At 65.3% G+C, this 17,267-nt stretch carries 17 protein-coding genes; 4 read left to right on the top strand and 13 right to left on the bottom strand.

The features are described 5' to 3' along the window. Positions 1-3: 3 nt before the first annotated feature. The 9 genes from OCK02_RS02765 to OCK02_RS02805 form a co-directional block, all read right to left on the bottom strand. The gene (locus tag OCK02_RS02765; RefSeq protein WP_263811699.1) at positions 4-735 is read right to left on the bottom strand and encodes a nucleotidyltransferase family protein; all 732 of its coding nucleotides are present in this window, start codon (positions 733-735) and stop codon (positions 4-6) included. A gap of 14 nt (positions 736-749) precedes the next feature. Next, positions 750-2,249, bottom strand: coding sequence for a tRNA (adenosine(37)-N6)-threonylcarbamoyltransferase complex ATPase subunit type 1 TsaE (tsaE, locus tag OCK02_RS02770; RefSeq protein ID WP_263811700.1), 1,500 nt, complete (start codon positions 2,247-2,249; stop codon positions 750-752). Positions 2,250-2,252: 3 nt separating this feature from the next. Further along, complete coding sequence (locus OCK02_RS02775; RefSeq protein WP_412178742.1) at positions 2,253-4,802, bottom strand: ATP-binding protein; 2,550 nt, start codon at positions 4,800-4,802, stop codon at positions 2,253-2,255. A gap of 286 nt (positions 4,803-5,088) precedes the next feature. Continuing rightward, positions 5,089-6,489 (bottom strand): adenosylhomocysteinase, encoded by a 1,401-nt coding sequence (gene ahcY / locus OCK02_RS02780; RefSeq protein ID WP_263811701.1) that lies wholly within the window; start codon positions 6,487-6,489, stop codon positions 5,089-5,091. A gap of 170 nt (positions 6,490-6,659) precedes the next feature. Beyond that, on the bottom strand, positions 6,660-6,962 hold the full coding sequence (locus OCK02_RS02785; RefSeq protein ID WP_263811702.1) for an HPr family phosphocarrier protein: 303 nt from the start codon (positions 6,960-6,962) through the stop codon (positions 6,660-6,662). 1 nt (position 6,963) lies between these two features. Then, positions 6,964-7,365 (bottom strand): PTS sugar transporter subunit IIA, encoded by a 402-nt coding sequence (locus OCK02_RS02790; protein ID WP_230806493.1) that lies wholly within the window; start codon positions 7,363-7,365, stop codon positions 6,964-6,966. A gap of 148 nt (positions 7,366-7,513) precedes the next feature. Then, a complete protein-coding gene (locus OCK02_RS02795; protein ID WP_263811703.1) occupies positions 7,514-7,969 on the bottom strand; it encodes an HPr kinase/phosphorylase in 456 nt (151 codons plus the stop codon). After that, positions 7,966-9,738, bottom strand: coding sequence for a sensor histidine kinase (locus OCK02_RS02800; RefSeq protein ID WP_318530107.1), 1,773 nt, complete (start codon positions 9,736-9,738; stop codon positions 7,966-7,968). The genes OCK02_RS02795 and OCK02_RS02800 overlap by 4 nt, the downstream gene beginning before the upstream one ends. Before the next feature lie 158 nt (positions 9,739-9,896). Then, positions 9,897-10,622 (bottom strand): response regulator transcription factor, encoded by a 726-nt coding sequence (locus OCK02_RS02805; RefSeq protein WP_230806552.1) that lies wholly within the window; start codon positions 10,620-10,622, stop codon positions 9,897-9,899. Positions 10,623-10,949: 327 nt separating this feature from the next. Here OCK02_RS02805 and OCK02_RS02810 point away from each other — a divergent pair, with 327 nt between their 5' ends. From OCK02_RS02810 to OCK02_RS02825, 4 genes are all read left to right on the top strand, one after another. Further along, positions 10,950-12,560, top strand: coding sequence for a phosphoenolpyruvate carboxykinase (locus tag OCK02_RS02810; protein ID WP_263811704.1), 1,611 nt, complete (start codon positions 10,950-10,952; stop codon positions 12,558-12,560). Between the two features lie 140 nt (positions 12,561-12,700). Continuing rightward, positions 12,701-13,135 carry an alternative ribosome rescue aminoacyl-tRNA hydrolase ArfB gene (gene arfB / locus OCK02_RS02815; RefSeq protein WP_230806496.1) on the top strand — a complete coding sequence of 145 codons (435 nt, stop codon included), beginning with the start codon at positions 12,701-12,703 and terminating at the stop codon, positions 13,133-13,135. Positions 13,136-13,244: 109 nt separating this feature from the next. After that, the gene (gene lysM / locus OCK02_RS02820; protein WP_263811705.1) at positions 13,245-13,757 is read left to right on the top strand and encodes a peptidoglycan-binding protein LysM; all 513 of its coding nucleotides are present in this window, start codon (positions 13,245-13,247) and stop codon (positions 13,755-13,757) included. A gap of 25 nt (positions 13,758-13,782) precedes the next feature. Continuing rightward, positions 13,783-14,400, top strand: coding sequence for an alpha-ketoglutarate-dependent dioxygenase AlkB family protein (locus OCK02_RS02825; RefSeq protein ID WP_263811706.1), 618 nt, complete (start codon positions 13,783-13,785; stop codon positions 14,398-14,400). A gap of 17 nt (positions 14,401-14,417) precedes the next feature. Here OCK02_RS02825 and coaA read toward each other — a convergent pair whose 3' ends face one another. The 4 genes from coaA to hisA are packed head-to-tail and all read right to left on the bottom strand — an operon-like array spanning position 14,418 to position 17,264. Then, the gene (gene coaA, locus OCK02_RS02830) at positions 14,418-15,416 is read right to left on the bottom strand and encodes a type I pantothenate kinase (protein ID WP_230806499.1); all 999 of its coding nucleotides are present in this window, start codon (positions 15,414-15,416) and stop codon (positions 14,418-14,420) included. Beyond that, entirely contained in the window at positions 15,413-15,733 is a 321-nt protein-coding gene (locus OCK02_RS02835; RefSeq protein ID WP_263811707.1) for a phosphoribosyl-ATP diphosphatase, read from the bottom strand. The genes coaA and OCK02_RS02835 overlap by 4 nt, the downstream gene beginning before the upstream one ends. 14 nt (positions 15,734-15,747) lie before the next feature. Then, complete coding sequence (gene hisF, locus OCK02_RS02840; protein ID WP_263811708.1) at positions 15,748-16,524, bottom strand: imidazole glycerol phosphate synthase subunit HisF; 777 nt, start codon at positions 16,522-16,524, stop codon at positions 15,748-15,750. Further along, entirely contained in the window at positions 16,521-17,264 is a 744-nt protein-coding gene (gene hisA, locus OCK02_RS02845; protein ID WP_263811709.1) for a 1-(5-phosphoribosyl)-5-[(5-phosphoribosylamino)methylideneamino]imidazole-4-carboxamide isomerase, read from the bottom strand. Before hisA ends, hisF begins: the two co-directional genes overlap by 4 nt. Positions 17,265-17,267 lie beyond the last annotated feature (3 nt).

Here is a 17,267-nt window from a genome sequence, read left to right on the forward strand (position 1 = left end):
CGTTCACGCCGCACCCGCCTGCCGGCCGACGACCGCCTCTGCCTCGGCGATCGCCTCCGGGGTGCCGACCGTGATCCAGTGCCCTTCGAGGATGAGGCCGTAGAGACGGCCGCCCGCGATCGCCCGGTCGAAGTAGATGTTGAGGTTGAAGGCCGCCTCCGGCGCATCGTTAAGCAGCGCCGGCATCATGGCGATCGCCCCGGCATAGACGACCGGTTCGCCGTCGCCGTCCCTGAAGCGGGTCAGCCGGCCTTCGGTATCCATCGAGAAGTCGTTGCGCCCGTTATGCCCCGTCGTGTCCTTGAGCCGCACGCACAGCATCGCCATGTCCATGCGCTCCAGATCGAAGAAGGAGGCGAGCCGCCGCAGGTTGGTCTTCTCGCCGGCGCGCTCCCCGACCCAGAACAGATCGGCATTGAGGACGAAGACCGGCTCGGGGCCCAGCAGCCTCAGCCCCTTGGCAAGCCCGCCGCCAGAGTTCATCAGGGCGTCGGTCTCGTCCGAGATCAGGATTTCGGGGCGGGTGCGGCGCGACAGATGGTCGATCATCTGGCCGGCGAAATGATGGACATTGACGACAGCCCGCGCAACGCCGGCTGCCTCCAGCGCGTCGAGGCCGTAGTCGATCATCGGCTTGCCGGCGATCGGCACCAGCGGCTTCGGCATGGTGTTCGTCACGGGCCGCAGCCGCGTTCCGAGCCCGGCCGCCAGTACCACGGCATTTTCGATCTTCATCGCGGCATCCGTCCCTATGATTCGTCGGACAGGATTCCAGCCTTTCCGCACCAGTCGCGCAAGGGGGCGAGGCGCGGATGTGCCAGGGCAGTGCGCAGGTTATCCAGGGTTCGCGGCATGTGCTTCATATAGGAGGGCTTGCCGTCGCGCTGCATCAGCCGGACCCAGATGCCGATCAGCTTGCAGTTCCGTTGCGCCGCCATGATGTGCCACGCCTCCAGGAAGGCGTCGCGGTCGAAGGCGCCGGATCCTTCCCTGAGCGTGAGATAGTGGTCGAGGATCCGGCCGGCGAGCTCTTTCGGGATGTCGACGCGCGCATCCTGCACCAGCGAGGCGACGTCATAGGCCGTCGGCCCGATCATCGCGTCCTGGAAATCGATGATGCCGACGCGGTCGATGCCCGCAGCCTGCGGCCGCCAGATGATGTTCGGCGAATGGAAGTCGCGCAGCAGCAGGTTCTTCTCCGCGCCTGCCAGCGTGGCCACCAGATCGCTCCAGATTGCCCGGTATTCCGCGCGCAGCGCGTCCGTCGCCGGCGCGCCCGTCCGCCAGGGCAGGTACCAGTCGGTCAGCAGGCTGACCTCGATCTGCATGGCATCGTGGTCGAAGTCGGCAATCCGGTAGTCCGTACCGTCGCCGATCGGGAGGATGCGCTGCATCGGCTGGGCGTGCAGGGTTGCAAGCACGCCGGCGCTTTCGAGGTAGCGTTCGGCAATGGGCCGGCCCTCGTCGTCGAGCACGCCCTCCTGGCCCAGGTCCTCGATCAGCAGGATGCCGCGGTCGAGGTCGCGCTGGTAGACCGCAGGTGCCGCAAGGCCGCGGGCGCCGAGATGGGCGGCGATCGCCACGAACGGGCGGACGTCCTCGGCGATGTGGGCGATCTGCTGGTAGTACTTGCCGTCCGCAAGGATCGGGCCCGGCGTGTGGCGGGGCGAATCCATCAGCACGAGCCGCTGCCCGTCCGCATAGACATGCTCGTAGGCCCGGATCGAGGCATCGCCCGTCAGGTGGCGGCGGCGGGCCACGGCCAGTCCGGCCTTCGAAAGGAAAGCGCGGATGTCAAGCGTGCGGCCGACGCGCGCACCGATTTCGTCCGGCCCCTCGATCTCGACGCGCCGTCCCGAGCCGTCGTGCTGGAAGCGCAAGGTCAAGTGGGCGGCGGGCAGGGCTTCGGCTGCCCGTTCCGGCCACTCCACCAGGCAGACGCCGTCCTCCAGCGCCTCGTCGAGGCCCAGTTCATCGAGTTCTGCGGCATCGGCAATGCGGTAGAGGTCGAAATGGGCGATCGGGATGCGCAACGCGTAGCTCTGCACGAGCGTGAACGTCGGGCTCGGCACCTCCAGGAATTCGTCGTCGGCGACGGCGCGGATCAGCGCCCGGGCGAAGGTCGATTTGCCGGCGCCGAGATCGCCGGACAGCGCAATGAGGTCACCGGGCCGGACGGCGCGCGCTAGATCCTCGCCGAAGCGTATGGTTTCGGCTTCGTCGGCAAGATGGATCGTCGCGGCGTACATGGCCTATTCCGCCGCCACGACCGACGGCAGCGATCCGGGCGGGATCCGGCAGGTGACGCAGGTGCCTTCGCCCTCGCGGCTGTCGATGGTGACGGTGCCGTGATGCAGGCTGACGAAGCTCTCGACGATGGAAAGCCCCAGTCCGGCACCGCCGCGACGACCGTGGCTTTCGAAGCGGTTGAAGACCGTGCGCAGAACGTCCTGCGGGATGCCGGGGCCGTTGTCGGAGACGCTGAAGACGAAATCCTCGTCGTCGCGCCAGCATTTCAACTCGATCGCCGTGCCCTCGGCCGCGAAATTCGCGGCGTTGGCGAGCAGCTTGATCAGGATCTGCTTGAGCCGCTGGTGGTCGGCGACGATGCCGCCCAGCTTTTCCGAGGCGACGATGTCGAGCGATACGTGATTCTCCTGCAGCCGGTCGGAGAACTCCATGGCGACGTCCTCGAGCAGGTCGGACAGCTCGATATCGGAGAGCTCGAGCTCCATGATGCCGGCATCGACGGTCGCAAGGTCGAGGATGTCGTTGACGATCGTCAGCAGGATCGCCGACGACGTGGCGATGTGATCGACATACTCGGCCTGCCGATCGGTCAACGCCCCCATCGTCGGCGTCTTCAGGAGATCGGCAAATCCGATGATGTTCGTCAGCGGCGAGCGCAGTTCGTAGGAAACGTGCTGCACAAAGTCGTTCTTCAGCGCGTCCGCCTTGCGCAGCGCGTCGTTCTTCTCCGTCAGCGCCCGCTCGACCCGCACGCTGTCGGTGATGTTGACGAAGGTCAGCATGGTCTGCGCGTTGGATAGCGGGATCACCGCGAAATCGAGCACCAGGCCGGTATGAAGTTCCAGGACACCGCGGCAGGATGGACGCTCGTCGTCGAAGCTGGTGATGATGCGACCGAAGCGCTTCCACCCGTCGGCGCCGTCATAGGAGGGTGCACAGGCCTGTTCGATGGCGCGGATATGGGTTCCCGGCTGCGTCTGCGCCTCGGTGACGCCCCAAAGCGCGCGGAAGGCGGGGTTGGAAAGGCGGATGCGGCCATCGGGACCGAACACCGCCACGCCCTCGGACAAATGGTCGATCGTGTCGTCCTGGACCTGCACCAGCGTGTTGTAGCGGGTTTCCAGGTCGACCTTCTCGGTCAGGTTTTCGAACACCCAGGTCGCGCCGCCCTGCGGCCGTGCGGTGGCGAAGACGCGCAGCGTCTGCCCGTTTGGCAGGTGCCAGAGCTCCGTCTGCGTATCGATCGCCCGGTAGACCGACAGAACCTTTTCCTTCCACTGTCGCCAGTTGAGCTGCTCCGGCAATTTTGAGGCTGCCCGCAGGCGGTCCAGCATCTCGCCATGGTCCGGCCGCCGCTCGAGGAAGGCGGTGTCGAGGTTCCAGAGGCTCTGGAAGGCCTGGTTGTAGAACTGCAGGCGCTGGCTGCCGTCGAAGATGGCGACCGGCGTCGCCAGGTGGTCGAGGGTCTCGGCGTGGCTCTTCAGCGTGCGCTGGAGCTCTTCCCGGATCGCTTCCGCCTCGGATATGTCGAGCCCGATGCCCGCGGAGCCCGCAGCGCAACGGGCATCGACGACCTCGAAGAAATTCCGCTTGCCCTGGACCACGGTGGAGACCCGATCGCGGAACGGCGTGTCGAACGTGCTGGTGGCGCGGATCCGCTCACGGGCAACCGCTGGCAGGAGCTCGCGGCCCTCGCGCACGGCTTCCTGCGCGTCGTGGGCCTCGACCGCCTCGCCGTAGGCGGCATTCGCCCACACCAGCGCGCCTTCCTTCGATCGCTGCCAGACGGGCAGGTCGAGCGAATCGAGCAGGTGCTGGAACACGGTCAGCGACTGCTCCAGGCGGTCGCGTTCGAGCTGCAGTTCCGCCGCCTCGCGACGGAGATTGTTCAATGCGACGAAGCGCACGAAAGCCTGCCCGCCGGACACGCGTCCCTGCACCTCGACGATCTCGTTGCGGACCGTCTCGACGATGAGGTCGAAGCTCTGGGCCTGCGAGCGTAGCGTCTCGATCGCCCGCTCGGCGTCACCTGCCGAAGCCGGTTTCAGCCATCGCCCCAGCGCCAGGAAATCGGCATCGGCGGCAGGAGCACCCGTCTCCGGGGGCAGTTGCCCCAGCACCTCGGGGCGCTGCGAAAGGCCGTCCCAGACGATGATGCGCCGGTTCTTGTCGCTGATCAGTGCCTGCAGCCGGGCATTGCGGTGCCTGGCGTCGGCGACGGTGGCGCGCAGTGCGCCGATCTCGTCTTCCAGCCGCCCGCGCTGCCGGATCATCCAGACGGCCGAGAACAGAGCCGCCGAGACGACGCCGATCAGGACGGAAAAGGTGATGACCTCCGACGAGCCGAGAAGGCGCGTGGCGCCGGCGGCCTGCTGTGCCAGCGCCGGTGTCGCGGCCACGGACAGTGCCGAGCCGGCGGCCAGGAACCGCAGCCACCCTCTGTGATGAAGCATTGCCTTCAGGCTGGTTTCGCAGATCGTCCTGATCCGCGTGGCGATCGTCACGGGCGCGCCAGTGCCCGGACCCGAGAGGCCCTTTTTCAGTTCCGACATCATCCCCGGTATGTCTCCGTCTGTTTGCCGCCTGATCGACAAGACATCCCAGATCCGGCGCCGCCGCGGCCCGCCAGATACGGCGGAGGCCGGCAGCCGATGAGGTTGCACATCCGCGCACACGTCACTTGCGACGTGCCGCATCCGAACTCCCCATCACGGCGTCGAATCAACGACATAACCATACTTCCATCCCGAATCGTCGGGAAGGCGCGCGGGCAAAAAAGAAGCCGCAGCCCTGTCAAGGCTGCGGCAAACCACATATTGTGGATAAGTCGGGTAAGGATCAGTACCGGTAGTGTTCGGCCTTGAACGGACCCGTGGGCGTGACGCCGATATAGGACGCCTGCTCCTGCGAAAGCTCGGTCAGCTTCGCACCCAGCTTGGAAAGATGCAGGCGAGCCACCTTCTCATCGAGGTGCTTCGGCAGGACATAGACCTCGTTCTGGTACTTGCCGTTGTTCTTGTAGAGCTCGATCTGGGCCAGCACCTGGTTCGAGAACGAGGCAGACATGACGAAGGACGGGTGCCCGGTGGCGTTGCCGAGGTTCAGCAGACGGCCTTCGGAGAGAAGGATCATCCGGTTGCCTTTGGGGAACTCGATCATGTCGACCTGCGGCTTGATGTTCGTCCACTTGAGATTGCGCAGGCTGGCGACCTGGATCTCGTTGTCGAAATGGCCGATGTTGCCGACGATCGCCATGTCCTTCATCTCGCGCATGTGCTCGATGCGGATGACGTCCTTGTTGCCGGTGGTCGTGATGAAGATGTCGGCCGAGCCGACGACGTCCTCGAGCTGGACGACCTCGAAGCCGTCCATGGCGGCCTGCAGGGCGCAGATCGGGTCGATCTCGGTCACCTTCACGCGGGCGCCGGCGCCGCTGAGCGAGGCGGCCGAACCCTTGCCGACGTCACCATAGCCGCAGACGACGGCGACCTTGCCGGCCATCATCACGTCGGTGCCGCGGCGGATGCCGTCGACGAGCGATTCCTTGCAGCCGTACTTGTTGTCGAACTTCGACTTGGTGACGCTGTCGTTGACGTTGATCGCCGGGAAGGGCAGCAGGCCCTTCTGCTGAAGCTGGTAGAGCCGGTTGACGCCGGTGGTGGTCTCCTCGGTCACGCCCTTGATGGCGTCGCGCTGCTTGGTGAACCAGCCGGGCGAGGCTTTCAGGCGCTTCTTGATCTGTGCGAACAGGACTTCTTCCTCTTCCGAACCCGGATTGGAGAGCACGTCCTCGCCGGCCTCCGCGCGGGCGCCGAGCAGGATGTACATGGTCGCATCGCCGCCGTCGTCGAGGATCATGTTGGAGACGCCGCCATCGGCCCACTGGAAGATCTGGTCGGTATAGGTCCAGTACTCTTCGAGCGTCTCGCCCTTGACCGCGAAGACCGGGATGCCGGCGGCTGCGATGGCGGCGGCGGCATGGTCCTGGGTGGAGAAGATGTTGCACGAGGCCCAGCGAACCTCGGCGCCGAGCGCGACGAGGGTTTCGATGAGAACCGCGGTCTGGATGGTCATGTGCAGGGAGCCGGTGATCCGCGCCCCCTTGAGCGGCTTGGCGGCCCCGAATTCGTCGCGGCAGGCCATCAGGCCCGGCATTTCCGTTTCCGCGATCGCAATTTCCTTGCGGCCGAAGTCGGCAAGGCCGATGTCGGCAACGTGATAGTCCTTGGTGTTGCTCATGCGTGTCTCCAGACTGAATTGGGCCGTGCCCCGGTGCGGCGCAGGCGGCGCGAGCCAGACCGAACGCCGGCGCTCCGCCCGTCCGCGGTCTGGCGCACGCTTAGCAGGAAACATCGGGGGTGGCAACACGGATATAAAGAAGTCTTTATATCCTTATATTGATGCCGTCGTTACATTTCCTCGCCGAAGCGATTGGCGACAAGCGCCTCGAGCGCGGCCAGCACCTCGTGGGCCTGCGCACCGGCGGCCGTGACGTGCACGGAACAGCCCGGGCTGGCGGCCAGCATCATCAGGCCCATGATCGAGGTGCCGCCGACGGTCATGCCGTCCTTGGAGACCGTCACCTCGGCATCGAAGCCGTCGACCGTCTGCACGAACTTGGCCGACGCGCGGGCATGGAGGCCGCGCTTGTTGATGATCAGGAGATCCTTGGAGAGGGGTGCGGAGCCGTGCATGGCCTGGGGCGCTTCCATTTCACTTGCCGCTGAGGACGCGGCTGGCGACATTGATGTACTTGCGCCCAGCTTCAGAGGCCTCGACGAGCGAACGCTCCATGTCGCCGTCGTTGCGGACGCCTGCGAGCTTGATCAGCATCGGCAGGTTCACCCCTGCGATGACCTCGACCGAGCCGCTGTTCATGACGGAAATCGCAAGATTGGAGGGCGTGCCCCCGAACATGTCGGTCAGGATGATGACGCCCTGGCCGCGCTCGGCGCGCTGCGCGGCCTCCAGCACGTCGTGGCGGCGCTGGTCCATGTCGTCTTCCGGGCCGATGCAGACGGTCTCGATCGCCTCTTGCGGCCCCACGACGTGCTCCAGTGCGAGACGGAACTCCTCCGCCAGCCTGCCGTGGGTGACAAGCACCAGTCCGATCATAAGCACCGCTCCAATTGCCCAACATTTAGGCGACGCTAATACCGCACTGCGAAAAAGACGTCCACCGTTGGGGAGGTCATCATGTCGATGAAAAGGCCAAGCGCAAGTTAAAAATGCCTGATAGCGGGCATTTCACGGCGCTTGCGTATCAATTCCGGACCAGAATCGGCAGCAACTGCACGAGCCTTTCGAAGCAGCAGAAGCCGTCTGCAACGGGCAGGCGCGTCAACGGCAGGCGATGACCGGGAAGGATCTCGCATTCCTCGCCGTCCGGCGCGATGCGCTCGTCGAACGGCGGCCGGATCGGCCGGACGATCTGCCCAAGGATTGCGCAACCGATCGTCTCCACGGAGACGATGCCGGAACCGCGGATTTCCGCCAGACCCGCGATCGACGCAGGCGCGCGCGCGACGATGCCTTCGCCGGCGACGTCGAGCAGCACCTGGTCGTCGGCGACCAGCGCCGAGAACAGGCCGCGCCGGCGCGCCCGGCCGATGCAGTGCAGCGCTGCCGCGGTTTTTCCGGCACCGGACGGGCCGATGAACAGCAGGCCGGCGGTGCCGACGACGATGGCCGTGCCGTGGACGTTGGTGCCCCGGCTCATTGCCGGCGACCTGCCGCCGGAAGGGACAGGAGGAAGCGCGCGCCCCTGATCTCGCCAGTGCTTCGGTCGATGATGTTCTCGGCCTTCAGCGTGCCGCCATGGGCTTCGGCGATCTGCCGCGAGATCGACAGCCCGAGGCCGGAATTCTGCCCGAAGCCCTCGCTGTCCGGCCGGTCCGTGTAGAAACGCTCGAAGATGCGGTCGGTGTCTTCCGCCTGGATACCGGGGCCGTTGTCCTCGATCTTGACGATCCGCCGGCCGTTTCGCCCGTTCGACAGCCGCACGACGATCCGGCCGCCCTGTTCGGGAACGAAGGAACGGGCGTTCTCGATCAGGTTGGTGATGATCTGGCCGATGCGCAACTCGTGGCCGCTGATGTCGAAGCGCGCCTTCGGATTGTCGTTGCGGTCGACGACGAAGTCCAGGATCACCGGCTTCTTGTTGCTGCGGATCTGTCGCGAGATGTCGACGAGGTCGCCCAGGACCTTCTCGAGGTCGACGGTCCGGGCGTCGCTGCGGGCGAGTTCGGCGTCGAGCCGCGAGGCGTCGGAAATGTCGCTGATCAGGCGGTCGAGCCGGCGGACGTCGTGCTGGATGATGTCCATCAGCCGCTTCTTCGATTCATCGGTGCGCGCGAGCGGCAGCGTCTCCACCGCGCTTCGCAGCGACGTCAGCGGGTTCTTGAGTTCGTGGCTGACGTCGGCGGCGAAGCTTTCGATCGCATCGATGCGGTCGTAGAGCGCCGTCGTCATCTCGCGGATCGCCACCGACAGGTTGCCGATCTCGTCCTGGCGCGAGGAGAAGTCGGGAATTTCCTCGCGCTCCTTCGCGCCGCCACGGCGGACCCGGATGGCGGCCGCCGCGAGCCTGCGAAGCGGATTGGCGATCGTGCTGGACAGGAGCAGCGACAAAAACACGTTGCCCAGCGCCGCGACGCCGAAGACGCGCATGATCGCGAGCCGTTCCGCATGGACGATCTTGTCGATGTCGCCGGCCTGGGTCGAAAGCAGCAGCACCCCGAGGACGGCGCGGAAGCGCTGGACCGGAACTGCGACCGAAACGATCAGTTCGCCCTTGTCCGTGACGCGCACCACCGCGCCGCGAACGCCCGTCAGCGCGTTCATGACCTCGGGATAGATCGAGCCGTCGCCGCCGGGGGCTTCCTTGTACTCGGGCAGGTTGCCCGGCTGCAGGATGCGGTTGAACCAGGCATTGAACGTGTCGAAGAACGACGTCTCCTCCGGCTCCACCGGCGGCAGGTCGAAGCGCAGCACCTGGCCCTGGGTATAGAGGTGACGGGAATCGAGCAGCAGGTTCGCATCGGTGTCATAGATGCGCGCGCGCGTCCTGGTCGGCGAGATCAGGCGCCTCAGGACGGGCGCCACCCGCTCCGGATTGATCGGAAAATCGAGGTCTTCATCGTTCGGAAGCGGAGTGATGCTCTGGCCGGCCTGCAGTTCGAGCAGCTTCTCGGGGTCGATGGTGATCGAGTTGGTGTCGACCGAGGCCGAGGCCGAGATCGCGCCGGCGATGATCTCGCCCTGGGTCAGCAGGCTCTCCACCCGCGCGTCGATCAGCCCCTCGCGGAACTGGTTGAGGTAGAGGATGCCGGCGACGAGAACGACGAGCGCGACGAGATTGAAGAACAGGATCCGGCGCGTCAGGCTGGAAAAGACGGCGTTGCCGAAGATCCGGCGGATCAGCTTGAAGGGATAGGTCCAGTACGAGCGCCCATGCCGGGGGGCGGGGCGACCCTCAAGGTCGTCCAACTCCTTGTCCAGCGTGTTTTGCGGTACAGCAGTCAATGGTCCTGAACGGCTTTTGGCCGCCTCCGTCCCGGCTGGGATGCCACCGCCGCCTAGCGATATGCAAGCAAAATCGCATCCGGGCGGCGGCTTTCAGCCGCTTCGGTCCATCCGGCCGGCGTTCAGCCGCTCTCGCGGAACCGGTAGCCGACGCCGTAGAGCGTCTCGATCATGTCGAAGTCGGCATCGACCATCTTGAACTTCTTGCGCAGCCGCTTGATGTGGCTGTCGATGGTGCGGTCGTCGACATAGACCTGCTCGTCATAGGCGGCGTCCATCAGGGAATCGCGGCTCTTGACGACGCCGGGCCGCTGCGCCAGCGCATGCAGGATCAGGAATTCGGTGACCGTGAGCGTGACCGGTTCGTTCTTCCAGGTGCAGGTGTGCCGCTCCTGGTCCATCGCCAGTTGCCCGCGCTCGAGTGAGCGGGCCTGCGCGTCGCCCGGCTTCGCCGGCAAGACGGTGCCGGCTGCCGCCGCTTCCCTGTTGGAGGCACGGCGCAGCACCGCCTTGACGCGTTCCACCAGCAGGCGCTGCGAGAACGGCTTGGTGATGAAGTCGTCCGCGCCCATCTTCAGGCCGAACAACTCGTCGATCTCTTCGTCCTTGGAGGTCAGGAAGATCACCGGGATGTCCGACTTCTGCCGTAGGCGGCGCAGCAGCTCCATGCCGTCCATGCGCGGCATCTTGATGTCGAAGATCGCCAGTTGCGGCGGGCGGGCGAGAAGGCCGTCGAGGGCGGATGCGCCGTCCGTATAGGTTTCCACACGGTATCCTTCGGCTTCCAGCGCGATCGAAACGGACGTCAGGATGTTCCTGTCGTCGTCCACCAGCGCGATTGTCTGCATCCTGCTCGTCTCCATGGTCATGTGCGCCTCACTGACTTGCCGGATATGTCTTCCCGGCCATCGATATGGTGCGCTTCCTTTGGGGGTAAAGGTGGAACAAATTGTGGCAAGCCTCGCAGCGAGCCGATCGAGGGCCGTCGGCGCCTCTCGGCAAACCCGCATTTAAATCGATTTTCTAAACGATTTAAAAAGTCAGACAATTTATTAAATCGATTAATATACTGATATTATTGGCCTTTTTTGAAAGTTCGCTTGTCATGTGCGCTGACAGAAGCTAGTTTCCCAGAAAATTCACCCTTTCCCTTAAACGCGAAGGAATACTGGGCCATGACGGAACTGGGCATTCGCAATCCCTCTTGCGGTCTCGAATCGATCGGCTTCAAGGACACGGGAACGGTCCGCTACAATTTCACCGAAGCAGATCTCTACGAAGAGGCGCTGGGGCGCGGCGAAGCGGTCAAGACGGCCCACGGCGCACTGCGTGCCCTGACCGGCCAGCACACCGGCCGTTCGCCGAAGGACAAGTTCGTCGTCCGCGACGGCAACACCGCAGACCAGATCTGGTGGGACAATAACAAGGAACTGTCGCCCGCGCATTTCGAGGCGTTGAGGCAGGACATGCTCGCGCATGCGGCTGGAAAGGACCTGTTCGTCCAGGATCTGATCGGCGGTGCCGACGACGAGTACGCCTTGCCGACCCGCGTCGTGACCGAGCTTGCCTGGCATTCGCTGTTCATCCGCAACCTGCTGATCCGCCCGGCGCAGGAGGCTCTGGAAGGCTTCGTGCCGAAACTGACGATCATCGACCTGCCGACCTTCAGGGCCGATACCGAGCGCCACGGTGCCCGCAGCGAGACGATGATCGCCTGCGACCTCACCAACGGCATCATCCTGATCGCCGGCACCTACTATGCGGGCGAGATGAAGAAGTCGGTCTTCACCGCGCTGAACTACATCCTGCCGGCGAAGGATGTCATGCCGATGCACTGCTCCGCCAATGTCGGCCCGGCCGGCGACGCGGCGATCTTCTTCGGCCTGTCGGGCACGGGCAAGACGACGCTGTCGGCCGACCCGAACCGCACGCTGATCGGCGACGACGAGCACGGCTGGGGCGAGAACGGCATCTTCAACTTCGAGGGCGGCTGCTACGCCAAGACCATCCGTCTTTCCGCCGAGGCCGAGCCGGAGATCTACGCCACGACGCAGCGCTTCGGCACCGTTCTGGAGAATGTCGTGCTCGACGCCAATGGCGTGCCGGACTTCAACGACGGTTCGTTGACCGAGAACACGCGCTGCGCCTATCCGCTGCACTTCATCCCGAATGCCAGCGAGACGGGCAGGGCCGGGCACCCCAGGACGATCATCATGCTGACGGCTGATGCCTTCGGCGTCATGCCGCCGATCGCACGGCTGACGCCGGACCAGGCGATGTATCACTTCCTGTCGGGCTATACGGCGAAAGTCGCCGGCACCGAGCGCGGGGTCACCGAACCGGAGGCCACTTTCTCCACCTGCTTCGGCGCCCCCTTCATGCCGCGTCACCCGACCGAGTACGGCAACCTCCTGAAGACGCTGATCGCCGAGCACGGCGTCACCTGCTGGCTGGTCAACACCGGCTGGACCGGCGGCGCCTATGGCGAGGGTCGCCGCATGCCGATCAAGGCCACTCGTGCTCTACTGTCGGCAGCGCTCGACGGTTCGCTGAACGGTGCGCTGTTCCGCCGCGACGACAATTTCGGTTTCGAGGTTCCGATCTGCGTGCCGGGCGTCGACACCAAGATCCTCGACCCGCGCTCGACCTGGGCGGACGGGCAGGCCTATGACGGCCAGGCCCGCAGGCTCGTGGACATGTTCATCACCAATTTCTCGAAGTTCGAGGATCATGTCGACGGCGGCGTCCGCGACGCTGCGCCGGGCCTGCGAATCGCAGCCGAATAGCATCATCGTCCAAGCGGTGATTCACGTGAAACCCGGCCCCGGCCGGGTTTTTCGCGTCATGGCCTTTTGCTGCCGGAAGGACGGCATTCGCTTTTTGCCGGGTATGCGCTATGCAGGGCCGTCTCCTGAAGGAAAGGTCCATGGCCAGCGATCCGCTTCCCATCAAAGGTTCCATCGTCATCGCCGGTTGGGAACTGGTCGAGCAGTTCGTGCTCGCCGGTGGCCCCGGCGGCCAGAACGTCAACAAGGTCTCGACCGCCGTCCAGCTCTTCTTCGATCTCATGAACTCGCCGGCGCTGAACGAGCGGGTCAAGGCCAATGCGGCCCGGCTGGCGGGACGGCGGCTGTCGAAGGACGGCGTCCTGATGATCGAGGCGAACCGGTTCCGCAGCCAGGAGCGCAACCGGGAGGACGCGCGCGAGCGCCTGAAGGCGCTGATCCTCGAGGCGGCCGAGCCGCCGCCGCCGCCGCGCAAGAAGACCCGTCCCTCCAGGGGCGCAGTGGAGCGGCGCCTGAAGGAAAAGGCCGGTCGTTCCGACGTCAAGCGCATGCGGGCCAAGCCCGACAAGGATTGAACGCCTCGCCGCCGGTTTCGGGTTGACGACGCCGGCGCCTGACCTAGTTTGCTCTTGCAGGACAATGGGTTCGGTCGGCCTCGCGCAGGTCCGGGAACGGGAGAAAACGATGGGTCTCTTCAGCTTTATCAAGAACGCAGGAAAGAAGCTCGGCATCGGCGACGACGAGCCGCCGGAAGCCGAAGCCGTCAAGAAGGAACTGGATTCCTTCGGGCTCGGCACGGACAAGGTCGAGGTCTCGATGGACGGCGATAAATGTGTCCTCAAGGGCGTGGTGGCCGACCAGAGCATCTTCGAAAAAGCCGTCGTTGCCGTTGGCAACACGCTCGGCATCTCCAAGGTTGAGGCCGCCGACCTCAAGGTCGTTGCCCCCGAATCCGGCCTGAAGCTCGCAGACGCCGATATGACGGCGCTGGTGCAGGCGGCGACTCCGGCTAAGGAGCCCGTCTTTCATACCGTCAAGAAGGGCGACAATCTCTGGAAGATCGCTGAGGCCGCCTATGGCAAGGGCAAGGGTGCCAAGCACAAGGTGATCTTCGAGGCCAACCGGCCGATGCTGAGCGACCCGGACAAGATCTATCCCGGCCAGGTGCTCCGGATTCCGGACCTCAACGAGGCCTGACGCGGGGCAGGAGGCGGGCAGTTGAATGACGGGGCATGAGTTCCTCCCGGGCTTTCGCTATCTGCCCGGCCATTTCTCGCGCTTCGAGCAGGAGGCCCTGGTCGCGGAGATCAGGGCCGTTGCCGCCGCCGCCCCGCTCTACGTTCCGGTGATGCCGAAGACCGGCCAGCCGATGTCCGTCCGCATGACCAATTGCGGTTCGCTCGGCTGGGTGACGGACCGGGACGGCGGATACCGCTACCAGGACCGCCACCCCGTCAGCGGGGAGCACTGGCCGCCCATTCCGGCGGCCTTGCTGCGCCTGTGGGAGGAGGTTTCCCTTTATCCGAAGCCGCCGCAGGCCTGCCTGGTCAATTTCTATGACGGTGCGGCGAGGATGGGCCTGCATCAAGACCGCGACGAACGGGACCTCGAAGCCCCGGTCGTCTCGGTGTCACTGGGCGACCAGTGCCTGTTCCGCATCGGCGGGACGTCGCGCCGCGATCCGACGCGCTCGCTGCGGCTTTCGAGTGGCGACGTGGTGGTGCTCGGTGGTGAAAGCCGGCTCAGCTTCCATGGCGTCGACCGCGTCTATCCCGGCACCTCGACGCTTCTGAAGGATGGCGGACGGCTCAACCTGACGCTGCGGCGCGTCGATCCCTGACGCTGCGGCGCGGGTCGTCAGATTTTCCGCAGCCCCACCGTCTCGACCAGGTGGTTCTCGCCCTTCTGCAGGATCAGGTCCGCGCGGGGCCGGCTCGGCAGGATGTTCTGGCGCAGGTTCTTCAGGTTGGTGTTCCGCCACAGCCCTTCGGCAATCGACAGGGCCTCCTCCTCGCTGACCAGCGAGTAGCGGTTGAAGTAGGAATCCGGGTTCTTGAACGCGGTCTCGCGCAGCCGCATGAAGCGTTCCACATACCAGTTGTGGATCAGCGCCTCGTCGGCATCGATGTAGATCGAGAAGTCGAAGAAGTCGGAGACCATCGGCACCACCTTGCCGTCCGCCGGCAGGCTGCGCGACTGCAGCACGTTGATGCCCTCGAAGATCAGGATGTCCGGCCGGTGGATCACCTGGAACTGATCCGGCAGGACGTCATAGGTCAGGTGCGAATAGGTCGGTGCCTTGACGTTGGGCTGGCCCGCCTTGATCGCCGACAGGAAGCGCAACAGTGAGCCCATGTCGTAGCTTTCGGGAAAGCCCTTCCGGTCCATCATGTTCTCGCGCTTCAGCACGGCATTCGGATGGAGGAAGCCGTCGGTGGTGACGAGATCCACCTTGGGGCTCGACGGCCAGCGCGACAGAAGCTCGGCGAGAATGCGCGCGGTCGTCGACTTGCCGACGGCCACCGAGCCGGCGATGCCGATGACGAAGGGCGTCTTCGATTCGTCCGACAGGCTCAGGAAGCGTTTGCGCTGCTGGAACAACAATTGCGACGATTCCACGTGGGCGGACAGCAGGCGCGACAGCGACAGGTAGATGCGGCGCACTTCGTCGAGGTCGATCGGGTCGTTCAGCGAGCGCAGCCGCTGCACTTCGTCCGCCGAAAGCGTCAGCGGCGTGTCGGCGCGGAACTGCGACCATTCCTCGGCGGAGAAGAAGCGATAAGGCGAATAGTGGTGGTTGCCGTAGTCGTCGGGAATGTCGGCCCGGCTGTGGCCATGCGGGGGTTGCGCAATCATGTGGCCCGGCTCGCCTTCTCGGCGATCCCGGACTGGCCCGTCCGCCGCTCGAGTTCCGCCATCACCTCGGCAATGCTGACGCCGCCGATCTTCAGGACCACGAGGAGATGATAGAGCAGGTCCGCACTCTCGCTGACGAGTGCCTGGTGCCCGCCCTCGATCGCCGCGATCACGGTTTCCACCGCCTCCTCGCCGAGCTTCTTGGCCGCCTTCGGCTGGCCGGCTGCGACGAGCTTTGCCGTCCAGGACTCCTCTGCGGAGGCCGACGCCCGCTTCGCGACGATCCGCTCCAGATCGGCAAGAGTGAAATCGCTCATCGTAGGTCGTCTCCTCAGTCGAGCCGCATGGCGATGCCGTGATCGGCCATATAGCGCTTGGCCTCGCCGACCGTATAGATGCCGAAGTGGAAGATGGAGGCGGCGAGCACTGCGGTCGCATGCCCGTCGCGGATCCCTTCCACGAGGTGGTCGAGATTGCCGACGCCGCCGGACGCGATCACCGGCACCGGCACCCGGTCGGCGATCGTGCGCGTCAGCGCGATGTCGTAGCCGCCCTTCTGGCCGTCGCGGTCCATCGAGGTCAGAAGCAGTTCGCCCGCGCCGCGCTCCACCATCTTCTCGGCAAAGGCGACGGCGTCGATGCCGGTCGCCTGCCGACCGCCATGGGTGAAGATCTCCCAGCGATCCGCCTCGCCCTCCTTCGACACCTTCTTCGAATCGATCGAGACGACGATGCACTGGTTGCCGAACTTGTCGGCCGCCTCGGCGACGAAGTCGGGGTCCTTGACCGCCGCCGAGTTGATCGAGACCTTGTCGGCGCCCGCGAGCAGCAGCTTGCGGATGTCGGCGATGGCGCGCACGCCGCCGCCGACCGTCAGCGGCATGAAGCAGTGCTCGGCCGTGCGCGCCACGACGTCAAAGATCGTGTCGCGGTTGTCTGAGGAGGCGGTGATGTCGAGGAAGCACAACTCGTCGGCACCGGCGGCGTCATAGGCCTTGGCCGATTCCACCGGATCGCCGGCATCCACGAGGTTGACGAAGCTGACGCCCTTGACGACGCGGCCGTCCTTCACATCGAGGCAGGGGATCACGCGGGCCTTCAGGGTCATGCCGACGCTCCTTTCGAGCCGCGGATCAGTGACAGCGCCTCCTGCGGATCGATCCGCCCATCATAGAGCGCGCGGCCGGAGATCGCACCTTCGAGTTTGGCGGCGTCCGGCTCGAGCATCCGGCGGATGTCGTCCATCGAGGCGAGGCCGCCCGAGGCGATCACGGGGATGGAGACGGCGTCGGCGAGTTCGAGCGTGGAAGCCCAGTTGATGCCGGTCAGGATGCCGTCGCGGTCGATGTCCGTGTAGATGATCGCCGCCACGCCGGCGCCCTCGAATCTCTTCGCAAGCTCGATCACGCCGAGTTCGGACGCCTCGGCCCAGCCTTCGACTGCGACCTTGCCACCCTTGGCGTCGATGCCGACGGCAACCTTGCCGGGGAAACGCCTGCACGCCTCGATCACTAGCGCCGGATCGCGCACGGCGACGGTGCCGAGGATCACGCGGGCCAGACCGCGGGCCAGCCAGTTCTCGATGTGATCGAGCGTGCGGATCCCGCCGCCGAGCTGTACCGGGTTCTTCGTGGCCTTCAGGATCGCGTCGACGGCCGTTCCGTTCACCGTCTCGCCGGCAAAGGCGCCGTTGAGGTCAACGACATGCAGCCATTCAAATCCCTGATCCTCGAAGGCGCGCGCCTGCGCTCCCGGGTCGGGGTTGTAGACGGTCGCCTGGTCCATGTCGCCGAGCTTGAGGCGCACGCACTGGCCATCCTTGAGGTCGATTGCGGGAAAGAGGATCATCGT

Source organism: Rhizobium sp. TRM96647, assembly GCF_025780115.1.
Taxonomy (GTDB): Bacteria; Pseudomonadota; Alphaproteobacteria; order Rhizobiales; family Rhizobiaceae; genus Mycoplana.